Consider the following 17443-nt stretch of genomic DNA (forward strand, 5'->3'; position numbering starts at 1 on the left):
ACAATCATTATCATTCTGAATAGCTTGTCGCTCGTCCTAGGACGCGTCCTACACCTCAACGCGCTCTTTACCCTTTGCATCCAGGTGATTTCCATGGCGGAACAACTGTCCACAAGTAAGTGCGATTCACCACTGCTCCAAGCTTTCGTAGAAAACCGCAGCATCTTGCTCAAGATTGCCGCTCGCATCACCGGCTGCCGCTCGCGGGCCGAAGATGTGGTGCAGGATGCCTTCTTCAGGCTCGGCAGCGCTCCGCAGATCACCTCTTCGTTCAAGGCGCAGCTGAGCTATCTGTTCCAGATCGTACGCAATCTGGCCATCGACCATTACCGCAAGCAGGCGATGGAGTTGAAATACGCCGGCAGCGAGGAAGAAGGGCTGAACGTCGTCCTGCAGAACGCCTCGCCCGAAGCCACCCACATCAACCTTGCGGCCCTGGACGACATCGCCCGCGCGCTGAACGACCTGCCGCCACGCACGCGTTATGCGTTCGAAATGTACCGCCTGCATGGGGTACCGCAGAAAGACATCGCCAAGGAGCTGGGCGTCTCCCCTACCCTGGTCAACTTCATGATTCGCGATGCGATGGTGCATTGCAGGAAGATGACGCGGTAGGAACGGCGGGAAGGTGATTGGATGACTCGCTGCGGCATTGCCGGGGCGCCGGACCGGCCCCGATGAGCTGCGCAGCAGCCCCAGGATTTCAGCTCCGCGGCTGATATTGCCGGGGCCGCTGCGCGGCCCATCGCGGCCGGTCCGGCGCTCCGGCTAGGCCGCTCCCATACGGGGGTTCGCTGGCCCTCAGATGCGGTCAAAGGCAGTTGCCTCCGCAATCGCGCTACTTCGGCCATACCACGATCACGGTAGGAGCGGCCTAGTGCCGCGATGGGCTGCGCAGCAGCCCCAGAGATGTGAGCATTATAGCTAAATGCCAGGGAGCGGCCTTGCCGGGGCGCATCCGCAAAATCACTGGTTTCAAGTGCGAGGCCAGGTAGTCGTTTGACCGCCTTCAGTACCACACTCAAATCAAAGCACAACGATCAAAAAACCGCTCCCGCCCCAGAATCATCAGCGCCGCCCGCTTGTGCGGGAAGTCGAATTCCTTGTCGCAGTGAAAGCACTGGTCCTGCATGTAGCCGATCATCCGCGCATTGTCGGCACGCGGCTCGGCGACAACGCGCTGGGTGCGCGGGTCGTCCAGGAACAGGTAGTGCACCAGCGCGCAGAGCCAACTGGCGACCTTATGCGGGCCGCGGTGCTGCTGTTCGCCCACCAGCATGTGGATGCCACGGTCATAATCGTCGGCCTGGTAGAACGGGGCGATGCGGTCTTCCTTGGCCCAATAGGCCTCGAAGTAGGCAAACGGCTGATCATCGAAGCAGCCGATCAGCGTGAGGGTATGGGGGTCCGCTTCGAGCTTGGCCAGGTACTCGCGGTGCTGCGCCAGGCTCCCCCCTTCCTGCCAGAACGCCTCTACCCGCGGCTCGTTCTGCCAGCGGTTAAAGCGCTCAAGGTCGTGCTCGATGTCCAGGGTGCGCAGCGATACCCAGCTGCCCAGCCGCGCATCGAAGCGCCGGTACACTTCGCCTCGTGGCTTGGGCGCTCGCAGCGGGTGTCGTTTACCAGCGGTGATGCGCATCTGTTGCGGGTACACCGCGGTCTGCGCATCACCCAGCCACGGCTGAGGCAACTGCCAGAACAATGCCCGCTCGCACAAGTACTGCCCCGATTGCTCGCCGCTCACCAACAAGCCAGAGGCCAACGCCTGGGTGGGCACTTCATGCAGCTGCCAGGTCAACGTCTGGCAGGTGGCGTGCTGGGACAACAGCCAGTAGCACGCCGCCCACTGCGCCTGGTAGGGCCGCTGCGAGCAGACGTATTCCACCTGCACCACTGGAGTGCCGTAAGTGTGCACACGCAAGGTGATCAAGGGTCGAGCTTCGAGCGACAGGCACAGCAAACCGTCGCGCTGCTCGGCGCTCAGGCTGCGCCAGCGTGGCGTGTGGGTTGTCTGCAAGGCGGCATCTGAGGGCATGGGCGATACTCGGTGACGTGAAAGGAAGGCTCACTCTGCAAGACGATGCCAGCTCCCCCGGATTTAGCCGCTGCCGTTGACGGGGCTACGGGCGCCCGGCAGTGACCGTGATGCCATAGGGTTCGAAAATGCGCGCCAGCTCGCCCTTCTCGCGCAGCGCCTGCAGCAACCCGGTGAAAGCAGTGGCTGACAACGGCCCACCTGCACGCAGCACGGCATAGTGGTGGTAGACCTGATCGATACGCCCCGATGCCGCCAGCCGGCCCTGACTGGAGGGGTTACGGGCCAGAAAGTCGGTGAGGTACGAGCGCGTCACCAGCGCGATGTCGGCGCGACCGGCCTGCACCATCAGCAGGTTGCTGTCGTGGGAGTAGGTCAAGGTAGCGTTGAAGGCTTTGCGCAGGTAGCTGGGGTCGGGATTGAACCCTGCAAAGGCATAGTGGTAGCCGTTGAACATGGCCAGGCGCTTGCCCTGCAGGTCATCCACATAGTGCGGGTCGGCCAGGCTGCTGGTACGCCCCACGAACACTTCGGCATCTTCAAGGCCCATGTCCACCGCCTCGTGCGGCACCTGCGCCCAACCCCATTGCGGGTTCTCGAACACCGCCATGTCGGTGCGGCCTTGCAGCAGGTCGCCAAAGCGTCGTTGCACCGAGGTGGGCACCAGCACAAAGCGATAACGGGGTTGCGACAGGTTCAGCGCGTCGATCAACTGCGCCAGCAGGCCAGTGCCCGCACCTTGCTCGGGACGCACGGTGTACGGCGGAAAATGAGCAGCCCCAACCCTGACCTCCACCCGCTCCACGGCCCGTGCCGACGGCGCCAGCCAGCAGGCGGCAGAAATAAACAGTGCGGACAGGACCTTGAGGCCGGGCGCTAGGGTCAAAACGAACACTCATCACATGCAAGAACGGAATCCGCTTACGCTAGGCGCTTTCCGGACCCGGCACAACCGCCGGGCCGCGCTCTTTATGCCAAAGCAGGCGGCAAAATGCCAGGGGTGTCGGGTGGCAGGACTTTGGCTACGCTCAAGCAAGATTTGGAAGGGAGCCTGACATGGGCCATTGGTTGGTGATCGACCTGGAAGCGACGACAGACGACGGCGGATGGCCGGTCGCAGACATGGAAGTGATTGAAATCGGCGCGAGCCTGGTGACTGGCGAAGGCCGCGAGGTCGACCATTTTCAGCGTTTCGTGCGGCCACGCAGGCGGCCTCAGCTGACGCCGTTCTGCCGCGAGCTGACCCACATCAGCCAGGCGAACGTGGACTCGGCCGCCCCTTTTACCGAGGTGTGGCCCAGTTTCGAACGGTGGCTAGCGCACCATCAGGCGCAGTTGCAGGCCTGGGTGAGTTGGGGCGACTACGACCGTGTGCAATTGCTCCAGGAGTGGCGGCAACATGGCCTGGACAGCGCGCTGCGGGCACTGCCGCACATCAACCTCAAGCAGCGTTTTGCCAAGGCCCGTCACCTGCAGCGCCCCACCGGGCTCAACAGTGCCCTGCACATGGCCGGCATGCACTTTTGCGGCCAGCAGCACCGGGCCTTGGAAGACGCGCGCAACACTGCGCGCCTGCTGCCGTTGAGCCTGCCTAACGGTTGACGGGCGGCGCCTTTCAAAGCGGATGACGGCGCCAGTGGCCTTGGGCATACTGGCCAGCCTTTTTGCCCTCTTCTGTTACTGGAGTCGCCCATGTTCAAGGTCAACGAGTACTTCAACGGCACCGTCAAGTCGATCGCTTTCACTGGCGAAGAAGGCCCGGCCACCGTCGGTGTGATGGCCCCTGGTGAATACGAGTTCGGCACGGCCAAGCGTGAAATCATGCACGTGGTCTCGGGCGCGCTGATCGTGAAGCTGCCAGGCAGCGACGCCTGGGAAACCTTCGCTGCTGGCACCCAGTTCAACGTGCCGGCCGACAGCAAGTTCCAGCTGCAAGTCAAGGTCGAAACGGCCTACCTCTGCGAGTACCGCGACTAAGCCTGCCGCAGGCCGAGTACCTTCACTCGGCCGCCACCCTTGATGAACGCGGGCCCGCTCACCGCGCATCGTCATTGCCCATTCAGAAATCGCGCCACCTTGTCGGCCGCTGCCTGCAGGTGCTGTTCATGACTGAACCCGGAAGCCTTCAGGGGCTTTAGGTCATGATCGCCCGTCGCCAGCCACTGCACCTCGATCGCAGGTGACAAGGTGTACCGCTCGACCGCCTCCCGATTGCCCAAGGCATCGCGCTGACCCTGTACGACCAAGGTCGGGGTCTGCAACCCTGCCAGGTGTTCGACCCGTGGCTTTTCCGGCTTGCCTGCTGCATAGAACGGATAGCCCAGGCACACCAGTGCATCGGCTCCCAGCTCGTCGGCCACCAGGCTGGCCATGCGCCCGCCCATCGACTTGCCGCCGATCGCCAATTTGCCCGCGACCAAGGGTCGCACCTGTTGGTACACCTCGCGCCAGCATTGCAGCAAGGCAGGCTGCGGATTGGGTGGCCTTTTGCTGCCGCCGTGCCGACGCTGGGCCATGTACGGGAACTCGAAGCGCACCACGGCTACGCCACGGGACGCAAGCCTTTGCGCCATTTGCTCCATGAACCCGCTGTCCATCGGCGCCCCGGCGCCATGGGCAAGGATCAGGCAGGTCCGATACGGCTCACTGTACACCCCGTGTTCAGGTGTGCAGCGCAAGCCTGGGACATTTCCGACCTTGGCCCATTGATCCCCGTCAATGCAGGCATTTTGCCCATTACTCATGCTTGCCTCGCTCTATAGCCTGCCAATAACCGTGGATGGGAACCCATACATGAACACAACCAGCAGTACCGCCTATAACTACAAGGTGGTCCGCCAATTCGCCATCATGACGGTGGTGTGGGGAATCGTCGGGATGGGGCTCGGCGTCTTCATCGCCGCCCAGCTTGCCTGGCCTTTCCTGAACCTCGATCTCCCCTGGACCAGCTTCGGCCGCCTGCGCCCACTGCATACCAATGCGGTGATTTTCGCGTTTGGCGGCTGTGCGCTGTTCGCCACCTCCTATTATTCGGTGCAACGCACCTGCCAGACCACCCTGTTCGCGCCACGCCTGGCCGCGTTCACCTTCTGGGGCTGGCAACTGGTGATTCTGCTGGCTGCCATCAGCCTGCCGCTGGGTTACACCAGCTCCAAGGAATACGCCGAACTGGAATGGCCGATCGATATCCTGATCACCATCGTGTGGGTGGCGTATGCCGTGGTGTTCTTCGGCACCCTGATGAAACGCAACACCAAGCACATCTATGTGGGCAACTGGTTCTTCGGCGGTTTCATCCTGACCGTGGCGATGCTGCACATCGTCAACAACCTGGAGCTGCCTGTCAGCCTGACCAAGTCCTACTCGGTCTACGCCGGGGCCACCGATGCCATGGTGCAGTGGTGGTACGGCCACAACGCCGTGGGCTTCTTCCTGACTGCAGGCTTCCTGGGCATGATGTACTACTACGTGCCCAAACAAGCCGAACGCCCGGTGTACTCCTATCGCCTGTCGATCGTGCACTTCTGGGCGCTGATCACCCTGTACATCTGGGCAGGCCCTCACCACCTGCACTACACCGCCCTGCCTGATTGGGCTCAATCGCTGGGCATGGTGATGTCGCTGGTGCTGCTGGCTCCAAGCTGGGGCGGCATGATCAACGGCATGATGACCCTGTCCGGCGCCTGGCACAAACTGCGCAGCGACCCCATCCTGCGCTTCCTGGTGGTTTCCCTGGCCTTCTACGGCATGTCCACCTTCGAAGGCCCGATGATGGCCATCAAGACTGTCAACGCCTTGTCCCACTATACCGACTGGACCATCGGCCACGTGCATGCCGGCGCCCTGGGCTGGGTAGCGATGATTTCCATCGGCGCCCTGTACCACACCATCCCCAAGGTCTTCGGCAAAGAGCGCATGTACAGCATCGGGCTGATCAACGCGCACTTCTGGCTGGCCACCATCGGCACCGTGCTCTACATCGCTTCGATGTGGGTCAACGGCATCGCCCAGGGCCTGATGTGGCGCGCTGTCAACAGCGACGGCACGCTCACCTACTCGTTCGTCGAAACCCTGGTGGCCAGCCATCCAGGCTTCGTCGTGCGCTTCGTCGGTGGCGCGATCTTCCTCAGCGGCATGTTCCTGATGGCCTGGAACACCTGGCGCACGGTGCGTTCGCCAGCGCTGGATACCGTCCCTGCGAACGCCCAGCTGGCTTGAGGAGACCTGCCTGATGAAACATGAAGTCATCGAGAAAAACGTCGGCCTGCTGGCCTTGCTGATGGTCTTCGCCGTCAGCATCGGCGGCCTTACCCAGATCGTCCCATTGTTCTTCCAGGACGTAGCCAATACGCCGGTCGAGGGGATGAAGCCCTACACCGCGCTGCAACTCGAAGGCCGTGACATCTACATTCGCGAAGGCTGCGTGGGCTGCCACTCGCAGATGATCCGCCCGTTCCGCGCCGAGACCGAGCGCTACGGTCATTATTCGGTTGCCGGTGAAAGCGTATGGGACCACCCGTTCCTGTGGGGCTCCAAGCGCACCGGGCCAGACCTGGCGCGGGTCGGCGGGCGCTATTCGGACGACTGGCACCGGGCGCACCTGTACAACCCGCGCAACGTGGTACCGGAGTCGAAGATGCCATCGTATCCGTGGCTGGTGGCCGACCAGGTCGACAACAGCCACACCGACACCAAGATGCGCGTGCTGCGCACCCTGGGCGTGCCCTACACCGACGAAGACATTGCCGGCGCGCGCGAGGCGGTCAAGAACAAGACCGAGATGGACGCCCTGGTTGCCTACCTGCAGGTGCTGGGCACCTCGATCAAGAACAAGAGGTGAATGCGATGGAAATGGACATCGGCATGATCCGCGGCCTGGGCACCCTGGTGGTGTTGATCGCCTTCATCGGCTTGAGCCTGTGGGTATTCAACCGGCGCCGCGACCGGGACTTCGCCGAAGCGCGCCTGCTGCCCTTCGTCGACGACCGCCTGCCTTCTGTCGAGCAGGCACCTGAAACCCGTGCAGCTGCGAGGAGCAAAGCACAATGACCGCCTTCTGGAGTACCTACATCAGCGTACTGACCATCGGCAGCCTGATCGGCCTGACCTGGCTGTTGCTCGGCACCCGCAAGGGCCAGAGCAACAGCACGACCGACCAGACCATGGGGCACAGCTTCGATGGCATCGAGGAATACGACAATCCGCTGCCCAAGTGGTGGTTCTGGTTGTTCATCGGCACCCTGGTCTTCAGCGCAGGCTACCTTGTGCTGTATCCGGGCCTTGGCAACTGGAAAGGCATCCTGCCGGGCTACGAGGATGGCTGGACCGGTGTTAACGAATGGCAGAAGGAGATGGACAAGGCTGACGCCAAATTCGGCCCGATCTTCGCCAAGTACGCCGCCATGCCCGTGGAAGAAGTGGCCAAGGATCCGCAGGCATTGAAGATGGGCAGCCGCCTGTTCGCCTCCAACTGCTCGGTTTGCCACGGGTCCGATGCCAAGGGCGCCTATGGCTTTCCCAACCTGACCGACAACGACTGGCGCTGGGGCGGTGAGCCTGAAACGATCAAGGCGTCGATCATGAACGGCCGTCACGGCGTGATGCCGGCCTGGGCCGAGGTGATCGGTGAACAGGGCGTATCGGATGTGGCAGCGTTCGTGCTGACCAACCTCGATGGGCGCAAGCTTCCCGAAGGCGTCAAGGCCGACCCGGTCAAGGGCAAGGAGCTGTTCGCGAGCAACTGCGTGGCCTGCCACGGACCTGAGGGCAAGGGCACCCCTGCCATGGGTGCGCCGGACCTGACCCACCCGCAGGCCTTCATCTATGGATCGAGCTTCGCCCAGCTGCAACAGACCATTCGTTATGGTCGCCAGGGCCAGATGCCTGCGCAAGCCGAGATCCAGGGCAATGACAAGGTGCACCTGCTGGCGGCCTACGTCTACAGCCTCTCGCAGGGCGATGCAGCCCAAGGCGTAACGGTCAAGTAACGCGCTCTTCGTCTTCCAGCCCCGCCCTACAGCGCCGCTTTAGCGGCGCTTTTCATTTGTGCGCCTCTAGCACCTCAGCCGGTTTGCGACACCCCACTTCACTCAAGACACGCCCTCCCGGTGCCCTGTCGCCAACTTTGGGGGCGTCCGAAAAAGCCTGACCGTTCGATCAGAAAAAACCGAGAAACGGTACACATTACAAATATTTATTTGTGTACAATCCATGGCATCCCCCGTTCACTGCGTGCCATTGTCGAACAGGGCTGGACACGGGTCGGCGTACCAAAGTTGCGTTGCGGTAACCCAGGGGGTTTCCGATACTGATGCCGATTTCGACCAACAAGAACATAAAACCGTGGAACCTTAGAATGAGCACTGCAATCAGTTCGACTGCTTATAACTACAAGGTCGTCCGCCAGTTCGCCATCATGACGGTGGTGTGGGGGATCATCGGCATGGGCCTGGGCGTCTTCATCGCCTCGCAGCTCGTGTGGCCGCAGCTCAACCTGGACTTGCCCTGGACCAGCTTCGGCCGCCTGCGCCCGCTGCACACCAACCTGGTGATCTTCGCCTTCGGCGGTTGTGCATTGTTCGGCACCAGCTACTACGTGGTGCAGCGCACCTGCCAGGCCAGGCTGATCTCCGATCGCCTGGCGGCCTTCACCTTCTGGGGTTGGCAGGCCGTGATCGCCGGGGCCTTGGTCACGCTGCCCATGGGCTACACCACCACCAAGGAATACGCCGAACTGGAATGGCCGCTGGCGATCCTGCTGACCGTTGTCTGGGTGGCCTACGGCGCGGTGTTCTTCGGCACCATCGTCAAGCGCAAGACCAAGCACATCTATGTCGGCAACTGGTTCTATGGGGCGTTCATCGTGGTCACCGCGATGCTGCACATCGTCAACCACATCTCGTTGCCGGTCAGCCTGTTCAAGTCGTATTCGGCCTATTCGGGCGCGACCGATGCCATGATCCAGTGGTGGTACGGCCACAATGCCGTCGGCTTCTTCCTGACCACGGGCTTTCTGGGCATGATGTACTACTTCGTACCCAAGCAGGCCGAGCGGCCGATCTATTCGTACCGCCTGTCCATCGTGCATTTCTGGGCGCTGATCACCCTGTACATCTGGGCAGGCCCGCACCACTTGCACTACACCGCCCTGCCGGACTGGGCGCAGTCGCTGGGCATGGTGATGTCGATCATCCTGCTGGCCCCAAGCTGGGGCGGCATGATCAACGGCATGATGACCCTCTCCGGAGCCTGGCACAAACTGCGCACCGACCCGATCCTGCGCTTTCTGGTGGTGTCACTGGCCTTCTACGGCATGTCCACCTTCGAAGGCCCGATGATGGCCATCAAGACCGTGAACTCGCTGTCGCACTACACCGACTGGACCATCGGCCATGTGCATGCCGGGGCCTTGGGCTGGGTCGCGATGATCTCCATCGGCGCCGTGTACCACATGATCCCGCGCCTGTACGGGCGTGAGCAGATGCACAGCATCGGCCTGATCAATGCTCACTTCTGGCTGGCGACCATCGGCACCGTGTTGTACATCGCCTCGATGTGGGTCAATGGCATTACCCAGGGCTTGATGTGGCGCGCCATCAACGACGACGGCACCCTCACCTACTCGTTCGTCGAAGCCCTGCAGGCCAGCCATCCGGGCTACATCGTTCGCGCGCTGGGCGGCGCGTTCTTCGCCAGCGGCATGCTGCTGATGGCCTACAACGTGTGGCGCACCGTGCGCGCGGCCAACCCGATTCAGGCTGAAGAAGCCGCCAAGATCGCTGTCGTGGGAGCGCACTGATGAAGCACGAAGCTGTAGAGAAGAACATCGGCCTGCTGGCCTTCTTCATGGTGATCGCCGTCAGCATTGGCGGGCTCACCCAGATCGTCCCCTTGTTCTTCCAGGACGTGACCAACCAGCCGGTCGAAGGCATGAAGCCGCGCACCGCACTGGAGCTCGAAGGCCGGGACATCTACATCCGCGAAGGGTGCGTGGGTTGTCATTCACAGATGATCCGCCCGTTCCGGGCAGAAACCGAGCGCTACGGCCATTACTCGGTCGCCGGCGAAAGCGTCTGGGACCACCCGTTCCTGTGGGGCTCGAAGCGCACCGGCCCGGACTTGGCCCGGGTCGGTGGGCGCTACTCCGATGACTGGCACCGCGCCCACCTGTACAACCCGCGCAACGTGGTGCCGGAGTCGAAGATGCCGGCCTACCCGTGGCTGGTGGAAAACACCCTCGATGGCAAGGACACGGCGCGCAAGCTCCAGGTGCTGCGCACGCTCGGGGTGCCCTACACCGATGCCGACATCGCCGGCGCCCGGGATGCGGTCAAGGGCAAGACCGAAATGGACGCCCTGGTGGCGTACCTGCAAGGCCTTGGCACCCTCATCAAGAGCAAACGGTGACGGCGATGGATATTGGAATGATTCGCGGCCTGGGCACCGTGGTGGTGCTGGTGGCCTTCATCGGCCTGGCCCTGTGGGTGTTCAGCCCGAGACGCAAGAAAGATTTCGACGAAGCGACCCAACTCCCCTTTGCCGATGACCCCCAGGCCCGCCAACACGTCGAGCACGCACAAGAAAAGGCATCCAGGAGCAAGAAACCATGACAACGTTCTGGAGTGTGTACGTCACCGTTCTGACCCTGGGCACCATCTTCGCCCTGACCTGGCTGCTGCTGTCCACCCGCAAGGGCCAGCGCGAGGAAACCACCAGCGAGACCGTAGGCCATGCGTTCGACGGCATCGAGGAGTACGACAACCCGCTGCCCAAGTGGTGGTTCTGGCTGTTCGTCGGCACTATCTTCTTCGCCCTGGGCTACCTGGCCTTGTACCCGGGCCTGGGCAACTGGAAAGGCATCCTGCCCGGCTATGCGTACCTGGATAACGACAAGCAGGCCGAGTTCTCGGACGGTCAGGCCGGCTGGAGCGGTGTGCACGAATGGGAGAAGGAAATGGCCAAGGCCGACGCCCGGTTCGGGCCGATCTTCGCCAAGTTCGCAGCCATGCCCATCGAAGAGGTGGCCAAGGACCCGCAGGCCCTGAAGATGGGCGGTCGCCTGTTCGCCTCCAACTGCTCGGTCTGCCACGGCTCCGATGCCAAGGGTGCCTATGGTTTTCCCAATCTGACCGACAATGACTGGCGCTGGGGCGGCGAGCCGGAAACCATCAAGGCCTCGATCATGAACGGGCGCCACGGGGTCATGCCGGCGTGGGCCGAGGTGCTGGGCGAACAGGGCGTGGCCGATGTGGCCGCCTTCGTGCTCACCAACATGGACGGTCGCCGCCTGCCGGAGGGCATCAATGCCGACCCAGCCAAGGGCAAGGCGATCTTCGCCAGCAGCTGCGTGGCCTGCCACGGGCCGGAGGGCAAGGGCACCCCGGCCATGGGCGCACCGAACCTGACGCACCCGCAGGCGTTCATCTACGGGTCGAGCTTTGCCCAGTTGCAGCAGACCATCCGCTACGGCCGCCAGGGGCAGATGCCGGCGCAGGCGCAGTTGCAGGGCAACGACCGGGTGCATCTGCTGGCCGCTTACGTGTACAGCCTGTCGCACACGCCAGAGGCAGGCGATAAAAGCGAGTGAGGGGATTTTGGATGGGCAGCTGGCAGCCAGGCGAGGCGTGAACTCAGCAACCGGGTTCGTGACCCGGTTGCGCTGACCCTCTGCGCAACCGGATTGTTCAACAGGTGGGCAACAAATGCGTCACCGCCTGACCTGGATCAATTGACACTTCCCATATCACGTTTCACAAGATCAACCCAATGCGGCCAAAGGTCGCACCTCGGTCTGAACGTCTGCCAGGGGCGTATCATGGCCGCGCAGCGCTAGGCTCTGTGTGAAGAGTCTTGAGACGAAGGTCAGGCAAGGCGAAAACAGCCGAGGAAGCGGAGTTTACGGGTTGTAAATGAGCATTCCGAGGCTGTTTTCAACGCAGCATCACCGAGTATCAAGGCTTTTCACACAGGGCCTAGCAGATTGCGCGAGACTGCGGCCGGCATGCACTGGCCGCGGCATTTCTCCACTGCCGTGGGACATGATGATGAGCAAGCATATTCCGGTACATGATGTAACCCCGCCTGCCAGCACAGGAAAGGATTCCGTTGACCTCTACGCCTCGCGCGAAAAAATCTACACCCGTGCCTTCACCGGCCTGTTCAGACGCCTGCGCATGGTGGGTGGTGCGGTCTTGTTCTTGCTGTACTTCGGTACCGTCTGGCTGAACTGGGGCGGGCATCAGGCGGTGTGGTGGAACCTGCCGGAACGCAAGTTCTACATTTTCGGCGCAACCATCTGGCCCCAGGACTTCATCCTGCTGTCGGGCATTCTGATCGTGGCGGCCTTCGGCCTGTTCTTCATCACCGTGTTCGCAGGCCGGGTCTGGTGCGGCTATACCTGCCCGCAGAGCGTGTGGACGTGGATCTACATGTGGTGCGAGAAGGTCACCGAAGGTGATCGCAACCAGCGAATGAAGCTGGACAAAGCGCCCATGAGCGCCAACAAGTTCGCCCGCAAGTTCGCCAAGCACAGCCTGTGGCTGCTGATCGGCTTCGTCACCGGCATGACCTTCGTCGGCTATTTCGCCCCCATCCGCGAACTGGTGGTCGAGTTCTTCACGGGCCAGGCAGACGGCTGGGCTTACTTCTGGGTCGGTTTCTTCACCCTGGCCACCTATGGCAACGCCGGCTGGCTGCGTGAGCAGGTGTGCGTGTACATGTGCCCCTACGCGCGCTTCCAGAGCGTGATGTTCGACAAGGACACGCTGATCGTGTCCTACGACCCGCGCCGTGGCGAGACCCGCGGGCCGCGCAAAAAAGACGTGGACTACAAGGCTAAGGGCCTGGGCGATTGCGTCGACTGCACCCTGTGCGTGCAGGTATGCCCCACGGGCATCGACATCCGCGATGGCCTGCAGATCGAGTGCATCGGCTGCGCCGCGTGCATCGACGCCTGCGACAGCATCATGGACAAGATGCACTACCCCAAAGGGCTGATCAGCTATACCACCGAGCACAACCTGTCCGGGCAGAAGACCCACCTGCTGCGCCCTCGCCTGATCGGCTATGCCGTGGTGCTGCTGGTCATGATCATCGCCCTGGCCAGCGCCTTTGCCACCCGTTCGCTGGTAGGCCTGGATGTGAGCAAGGACCGCGTCCTGTACCGGGAGAATGCGCAGGGGCGCATCGAAAACGTGTATAGCCTCAAGGTCATGAACAAGGACCAGCGCGACCACGTCTACGTGCTCGATGCCACCGGCCTGCCCGACTTGATGCTTGATGGCTTACGGGAAATCCGCGTGGCCGCTGGCGACATCGTCAGCCTGCCCGTGCAACTGTCGGTGGCCCCGGAAAAACTGCCCTCGACCACCAACGAAATCACCTTCATCCTCAAGAGCGCCGATGACAGCGACGCCCAGGTTGAAGCCAAGAGCCGTTTCATCGGCCCGCAGATTCGCTAAGAAGGATGAACACCATGCCTGCCACCGCCGCCAGCCCCTGGTACAAGCATCTCTGGCCCTGGATCATCATCGGCATCCTGACCACCTCGGTGTGCCTTAGCCTGACCATGGTCAGCATCGCCGTGCGCAACCCGGACAACCTGGTGAATGACAACTACTACGAGGCCGGCAAGGGCATCAACCGCTCCCTGGACAGGGAGCTGCTGGCCCAGCAACTGGCGCTCAAGGCCAGCGTTCACCTGGACGACCTGACCGGTGAAGTAGACGTGCGCCTGACCGGCAGCAGCGACCCGCAGAAGCTTGAGCTGAACCTCATCTCCCCCACCCAACCGGCCATGGACCGCCGGGTGCTGCTCAGCCGTGTCGAACAGGGGCGCTATGTCGGCCAGCTGGAAGACAAGGTCGATGGCCGCCGCTTCGTCGAGCTGCTGGGCAGCGAAGGCGATCAGGTGTGGCGCCTGTTCGAAGAAGAGAAGGTTGAGCATGGCGTGACCCTAGAGCTGGGTGACGAGGCGCTGCAAGGCGCTCAACACCTGTGATCGTGCTCGCGGTCGACCTGTGCAAGGCAATGATGCGATGACCCAACCCACCCCCTGCTACCACTGCGCACTGCCCGTCCCCGCCGGTCGCGCGTTCACCGCCGTGGTTCTCGGGCAGCCCCGGGCCTTCTGCTGCCCCGGCTGCCAGGCGGTGGCCGAGTCGATCGTGGCCGGGGGCCTTGAGCACTACTACCAGCACCGCAGCGACAACAGCGCCAACCCGCAAGCCCTGCCTCGGCAGTTGCAAGACGAGTTGGCGCTATACGACCGCAGCGATGTGCAGCAGCGATTCGTGCGGCACGAGGGCGAGCTGGCCGAAGCCACGCTGTTGGTCGAAGGCGTCAGTTGCGCGGCCTGCGGCTGGCTGATCGACAAGCACCTGCGCAACCTGCCGGGGGTGGCCGAAGCGCGCCTGAACCTGTCCAATCATCGGCTGCTGCTGAGCTGGGACGATCGGCAATTGCCGCTGTCGCAGGTGCTGGCGGCGCTGCGCCGGATTGGCTACGTCGCCCACCCCTATCAGCCGGACCAGGCGGCCGAGCAATTGAGCCGGGAAAACCGCAGCGCGTTGCGCAGGCTGGGGGTGGCCGGGTTGCTGTGGTTCCAGGCGATGATGGCAACCATGGCCACGTGGCCGGAATTCAACATGGACCTGTCCGCCGAGCTGCACACCATCCTGCGCTGGGTGGCCTTGTTCCTCACCATTCCCATCGTTTTCTACAGCTGCGCGCCCTTTTTCAAGGGCGCGGCGCGTGATCTGCGCACCCGCCACCTGACCATGGACCTGTCCGTCTCGCTGGCTATTGCCCTGGCGTTCGGTGCCGGGATCTGGACGGCGGTGACCGGCAGCGGCGAGCTGTATTTCGACACGGTCGGCATGTTCGCCCTGTTTCTCCTGACCGGGCGCTACCTGGAACGGCGCGCCCGCGAACGTACGGCCGCCGCGACGGCGCAGCTGGTCAACCTGTTGCCGGCATCCTGCCTGCGTGTCGACGCACAGGGCCGCAGCGAGCGCATCCTGCTCAGTGAACTGCGCTGCGGGGACAGCGTGCAGGTGTTGCCAGGGTCGGTGATCCCGGCTGACGGGCGCATCGTGCAAGGGCGCTCGAGTGTCGATGAATCGCTGCTGACCGGCGAATACCTGCCTCAACCTCGCCAGGTGGGTGATCAGGTCACAGGTGGCACGCTGAACGTGGAAAGTGCCCTGCATGTGCAGGTGCAAGCCCTGGGCCAGGATTCGCGGTTGTCCGCCATCGTGCGCTTGCTGGAACGCGCCCAGACCGAAAAGCCGCGCCTGGCCCAGATCGCCGACCGCGCCTCCCAGGTGTTCCTGTTGTGTTCACTGCTGGCGGCCGTCGCGATTGGCGTGTGGTGGTGGCAAGTGGAGCCGCAGCGGGCGTTCTGGATCGTCCTGGCCATGCTGGTCGCGACCTGCCCCTGCGCGCTGTCGCTGGCCACCCCGACCGCGCTGACGGCGGCGACAGGCACGTTGCACAAGCTGGGCCTGCTGGTCACACGCGGTCATGTGCTGGAGGGCCTGAACCAGATCGACACGGTGATTTTCGACAAGACTGGCACGTTGACCGAGGGGCGCCTGACCTTGCGCAGCATCAGGCCGCTGGGCCGTGCAACGGCCGACACCTGCCTGGCCTGGGCCGCAGCCCTGGAAAACCGCTCCGAGCATCCCATCGCACGGGCCTTCGGTCAGGTGGCCACGCCGGCCGATGGTGTGCTGGCCGTGCCCGGTCTGGGCCTTGAGGGCGAGGTTGGAGGCCAACGCCTGCGCATAGGCCAGGCGAGCTTCGTCTGCGCTTTGAGCGGCACACCGCCGCCGGCGATACCCGAGCCACGGGGGCAGTGGCTGCTGCTGGGCGACCGCCGCGGCCCGCTGGCCTGGTTCGGGCTGGACGATCGCCTGCGCGAGGATGCCCCTGCCCTGCTCGCCGCCTGCAAGGCCTTTGGCTGGCGTACGGTGCTGTTGTCCGGAGACAGCTCGCCGATGGTCGGCGAGGTGGCCGCGCAACTGGGCATCGACGAGGCCGCTGGCGGCCTCAGGCCCGATGACAAACTGGCGCGGCTCAAGGCCCTGCAACAGGCCGGGCACAAGGTGCTGATGCTGGGGGACGGGGTCAATGACGTGCCGGTGCTGGCAGCGGCAGACATCAGCATCGCCATGGGCAGTGCCACTGACCTGGCCAAGACCTGCGCCGACGCGGTGCTGCTTTCCAACCGGCTCCAGGCGCTGGTGCAGACGGTCTCGCTGGCGCGGCGCACTCGGCGCATCATCATCGAGAACCTGCTGTGGGCCAGCCTGTACAATGGCCTCATGCTGCCGTTCGCGGCCCTTGGCTGGATCACCCCGGTGTGGGCAGCGGTCGGCATGTCGGTCAGTTCACTGGTGGTGGTGCTCAATGCCCTACGCCTGACCCGTATGCCTGCTGCTGCGCCTGCCCTGGCCGCGTCAGCACCTACCCCTGCGAGGAACCTGCCATGCCCGCCCTCTATGTGATGATCCCCGCAGCGCTGCTGCTGGTCGGCGTGGCCGTCTACATCTTCTTCTGGGCGGTGGACAGCGGTCAGTACGACGACCTCGAAAGCCCCGCTCACAGCATCCTCTTCGACGATCAGGATCCCCGTCACCAGGCCGCCGTCACGCCCGACCAAACGCCTGATTCCCATCCCGAGCCCCCGACGCGTGGCTGACCTGCTGCCCTTGCTGGGCTCGGCGCTGGTTCTCGGCCTGCTCGGAGGGGGTCACTGCCTGGGCATGTGCGGCGGCCTGATGGGCGCCCTGACCCTGGCCATTCCCCCAGCCCAGCGCGGCCGTCGCCTGCGGCTGCTGGTGGCTTACAACGTCGGGCGTGTGCTCAGCTATACCGTCGCGGGCCTGATGCTCGGTGTGGCGGGCTGGGCGGTGGCCAACAGCCCTGCAGTGCTGGTTTTGCGCACCATGGCCGCCTTGCTGCTGATCGCCATGGGCCTGTACCTGGCCGGTTGGTGGAGCGGACTGACCCGCATCGAGGCCATGGGTCGCGGGCTGTGGCGGCACATCCAGCCGGTGGCGTCGCGCCTGCTTCCGGTTTCTAGCCTGCCTCGTGCATTGCTGCTGGGTGCCTTTTGGGGGTGGCTGCCGTGCGGGTTGGTGTACAGCACCTTGTTGTGGGCTGCGAGCCAGGGGAACGCCTTGCACAGCGCAGCCCTGATGGCGGCATTCGGGCTGGGGACCTGGCCCGTGCTGCTGGTCACCGGGTTGGCGGCCGGGCGGGTAAACAGGGTGTTGAGACGACGCAGCGTGCGGGTGGCCGGTGGCATGCTCGTGGTGCTATTCGGCCTGTGGACACTGCCCGGGCCTCATCAACACTGGCTGATGGGCCACTGAAGCGCCAGGTGGCGCAGCACATGGCTTATGG

The 17443-nt window shown here is 63.5% G+C and carries 19 protein-coding genes; 16 read left to right on the plus strand and 3 right to left on the minus strand.

Going from position 1 to position 17443, the window contains the following annotated elements:
* Positions 1–93: 93 nt before the first annotated feature.
* A complete protein-coding gene (locus tag B2J77_RS13560; RefSeq protein WP_058604825.1) occupies positions 94–615 on the plus strand; it encodes an RNA polymerase factor sigma-70 in 522 nt (173 codons plus the stop codon).
* 406 nt (positions 616–1021) lie between these two features.
* Here the strand turns inward: B2J77_RS13560 and B2J77_RS13565 are convergent, their stop codons facing one another.
* Together B2J77_RS13565 and B2J77_RS13570 are read right to left on the minus strand one after the other, a co-directional pair.
* Positions 1022–2035, minus strand: coding sequence for a GNAT family N-acetyltransferase (locus tag B2J77_RS13565; RefSeq protein WP_058638575.1), 1014 nt, complete (start codon positions 2033–2035; stop codon positions 1022–1024).
* Positions 2036–2120: 85 nt separating this feature from the next.
* Positions 2121–2921: a substrate-binding periplasmic protein gene (locus tag B2J77_RS13570; RefSeq protein ID WP_058638574.1), complete on the minus strand. Its 801-nt coding sequence runs from the start codon at positions 2919–2921 to the stop codon at positions 2121–2123.
* Positions 2922–3091: 170 nt separating this feature from the next.
* On the opposite strand from B2J77_RS13570, the gene B2J77_RS13575 reads away from it, so the two are divergent.
* Complete coding sequence (locus B2J77_RS13575; RefSeq protein ID WP_078478847.1) at positions 3092–3637, plus strand: exonuclease domain-containing protein; 546 nt, start codon at positions 3092–3094, stop codon at positions 3635–3637.
* Positions 3638–3727: 90 nt separating this feature from the next.
* Entirely contained in the window at positions 3728–4012 is a 285-nt protein-coding gene (locus B2J77_RS13580) for a pyrimidine/purine nucleoside phosphorylase (RefSeq protein ID WP_058604821.1), read from the plus strand.
* Between the two features lie 71 nt (positions 4013–4083).
* Here B2J77_RS13580 and B2J77_RS13585 read toward each other — a convergent pair whose 3' ends face one another.
* Positions 4084–4779, minus strand: a complete 696-nt coding sequence (locus B2J77_RS13585; protein WP_078478848.1) for an alpha/beta fold hydrolase — start codon at positions 4777–4779, stop codon at positions 4084–4086.
* Positions 4780–4828: 49 nt separating this feature from the next.
* Between B2J77_RS13585 and ccoN (B2J77_RS13590) the strand changes: the two genes are divergently transcribed.
* From ccoN (B2J77_RS13590) to B2J77_RS13655, 13 genes are all read left to right on the plus strand, one after another.
* Positions 4829–6253 carry a cytochrome-c oxidase, cbb3-type subunit I gene (gene ccoN, locus B2J77_RS13590; protein ID WP_058604819.1) on the plus strand — a complete coding sequence of 475 codons (1425 nt, stop codon included), beginning with the start codon at positions 4829–4831 and terminating at the stop codon, positions 6251–6253.
* A gap of 13 nt (positions 6254–6266) precedes the next feature.
* Positions 6267–6875, plus strand: coding sequence for a cytochrome-c oxidase, cbb3-type subunit II (ccoO, locus tag B2J77_RS13595; protein ID WP_058604818.1), 609 nt, complete (start codon positions 6267–6269; stop codon positions 6873–6875).
* A gap of 5 nt (positions 6876–6880) precedes the next feature.
* The gene (locus B2J77_RS13600) at positions 6881–7084 is read left to right on the plus strand and encodes a cbb3-type cytochrome oxidase subunit 3 (RefSeq protein ID WP_058638571.1); all 204 of its coding nucleotides are present in this window, start codon (positions 6881–6883) and stop codon (positions 7082–7084) included.
* On the plus strand, positions 7081–8022 hold the full coding sequence (ccoP, locus tag B2J77_RS13605; protein ID WP_078478849.1) for a cytochrome-c oxidase, cbb3-type subunit III: 942 nt from the start codon (positions 7081–7083) through the stop codon (positions 8020–8022). The genes B2J77_RS13600 and ccoP (B2J77_RS13605) overlap by 4 nt, the downstream gene beginning before the upstream one ends.
* 368 nt (positions 8023–8390) lie before the next feature.
* Entirely contained in the window at positions 8391–9833 is a 1443-nt protein-coding gene (gene ccoN, locus B2J77_RS13615) for a cytochrome-c oxidase, cbb3-type subunit I (RefSeq protein ID WP_078478850.1), read from the plus strand.
* Positions 9833–10441 carry a cytochrome-c oxidase, cbb3-type subunit II gene (ccoO, locus tag B2J77_RS13620; protein ID WP_023535925.1) on the plus strand — a complete coding sequence of 203 codons (609 nt, stop codon included), beginning with the start codon at positions 9833–9835 and terminating at the stop codon, positions 10439–10441. The genes ccoN (B2J77_RS13615) and ccoO (B2J77_RS13620) overlap by 1 nt, the downstream gene beginning before the upstream one ends.
* Before the next feature lie 5 nt (positions 10442–10446).
* Complete coding sequence (locus B2J77_RS13625) at positions 10447–10644, plus strand: CcoQ/FixQ family Cbb3-type cytochrome c oxidase assembly chaperone (protein ID WP_058604841.1); 198 nt, start codon at positions 10447–10449, stop codon at positions 10642–10644.
* The gene (gene ccoP, locus B2J77_RS13630) at positions 10641–11621 is read left to right on the plus strand and encodes a cytochrome-c oxidase, cbb3-type subunit III (RefSeq protein ID WP_078478851.1); all 981 of its coding nucleotides are present in this window, start codon (positions 10641–10643) and stop codon (positions 11619–11621) included. Before B2J77_RS13625 ends, ccoP (B2J77_RS13630) begins: the two co-directional genes overlap by 4 nt.
* Positions 11622–12078: 457 nt before the next feature.
* Complete coding sequence (gene ccoG, locus B2J77_RS13635; RefSeq protein ID WP_058638576.1) at positions 12079–13494, plus strand: cytochrome c oxidase accessory protein CcoG; 1416 nt, start codon at positions 12079–12081, stop codon at positions 13492–13494.
* A gap of 14 nt (positions 13495–13508) precedes the next feature.
* Positions 13509–14033 carry a FixH family protein gene (locus B2J77_RS13640; protein WP_058604812.1) on the plus strand — a complete coding sequence of 175 codons (525 nt, stop codon included), beginning with the start codon at positions 13509–13511 and terminating at the stop codon, positions 14031–14033.
* 37 nt (positions 14034–14070) lie between these two features.
* A complete protein-coding gene (locus B2J77_RS13645) occupies positions 14071–16542 on the plus strand; it encodes a heavy metal translocating P-type ATPase (protein WP_078478852.1) in 2472 nt (823 codons plus the stop codon).
* On the plus strand, positions 16524–16736 hold the full coding sequence (gene ccoS, locus B2J77_RS13650; protein WP_058604810.1) for a cbb3-type cytochrome oxidase assembly protein CcoS: 213 nt from the start codon (positions 16524–16526) through the stop codon (positions 16734–16736). Before B2J77_RS13645 ends, ccoS begins: the two co-directional genes overlap by 19 nt.
* A complete protein-coding gene (locus B2J77_RS13655; RefSeq protein ID WP_058638565.1) occupies positions 16729–17412 on the plus strand; it encodes a sulfite exporter TauE/SafE family protein in 684 nt (227 codons plus the stop codon). Before ccoS ends, B2J77_RS13655 begins: the two co-directional genes overlap by 8 nt.
* The last annotated feature ends 31 nt before the right edge of the window (positions 17413–17443 follow it).

The sequence above is a fragment of the Pseudomonas parafulva genome (assembly GCF_002021815.1).
Lineage (GTDB): Bacteria > Pseudomonadota > Gammaproteobacteria > Pseudomonadales > Pseudomonadaceae > Aquipseudomonas > Aquipseudomonas parafulva_B.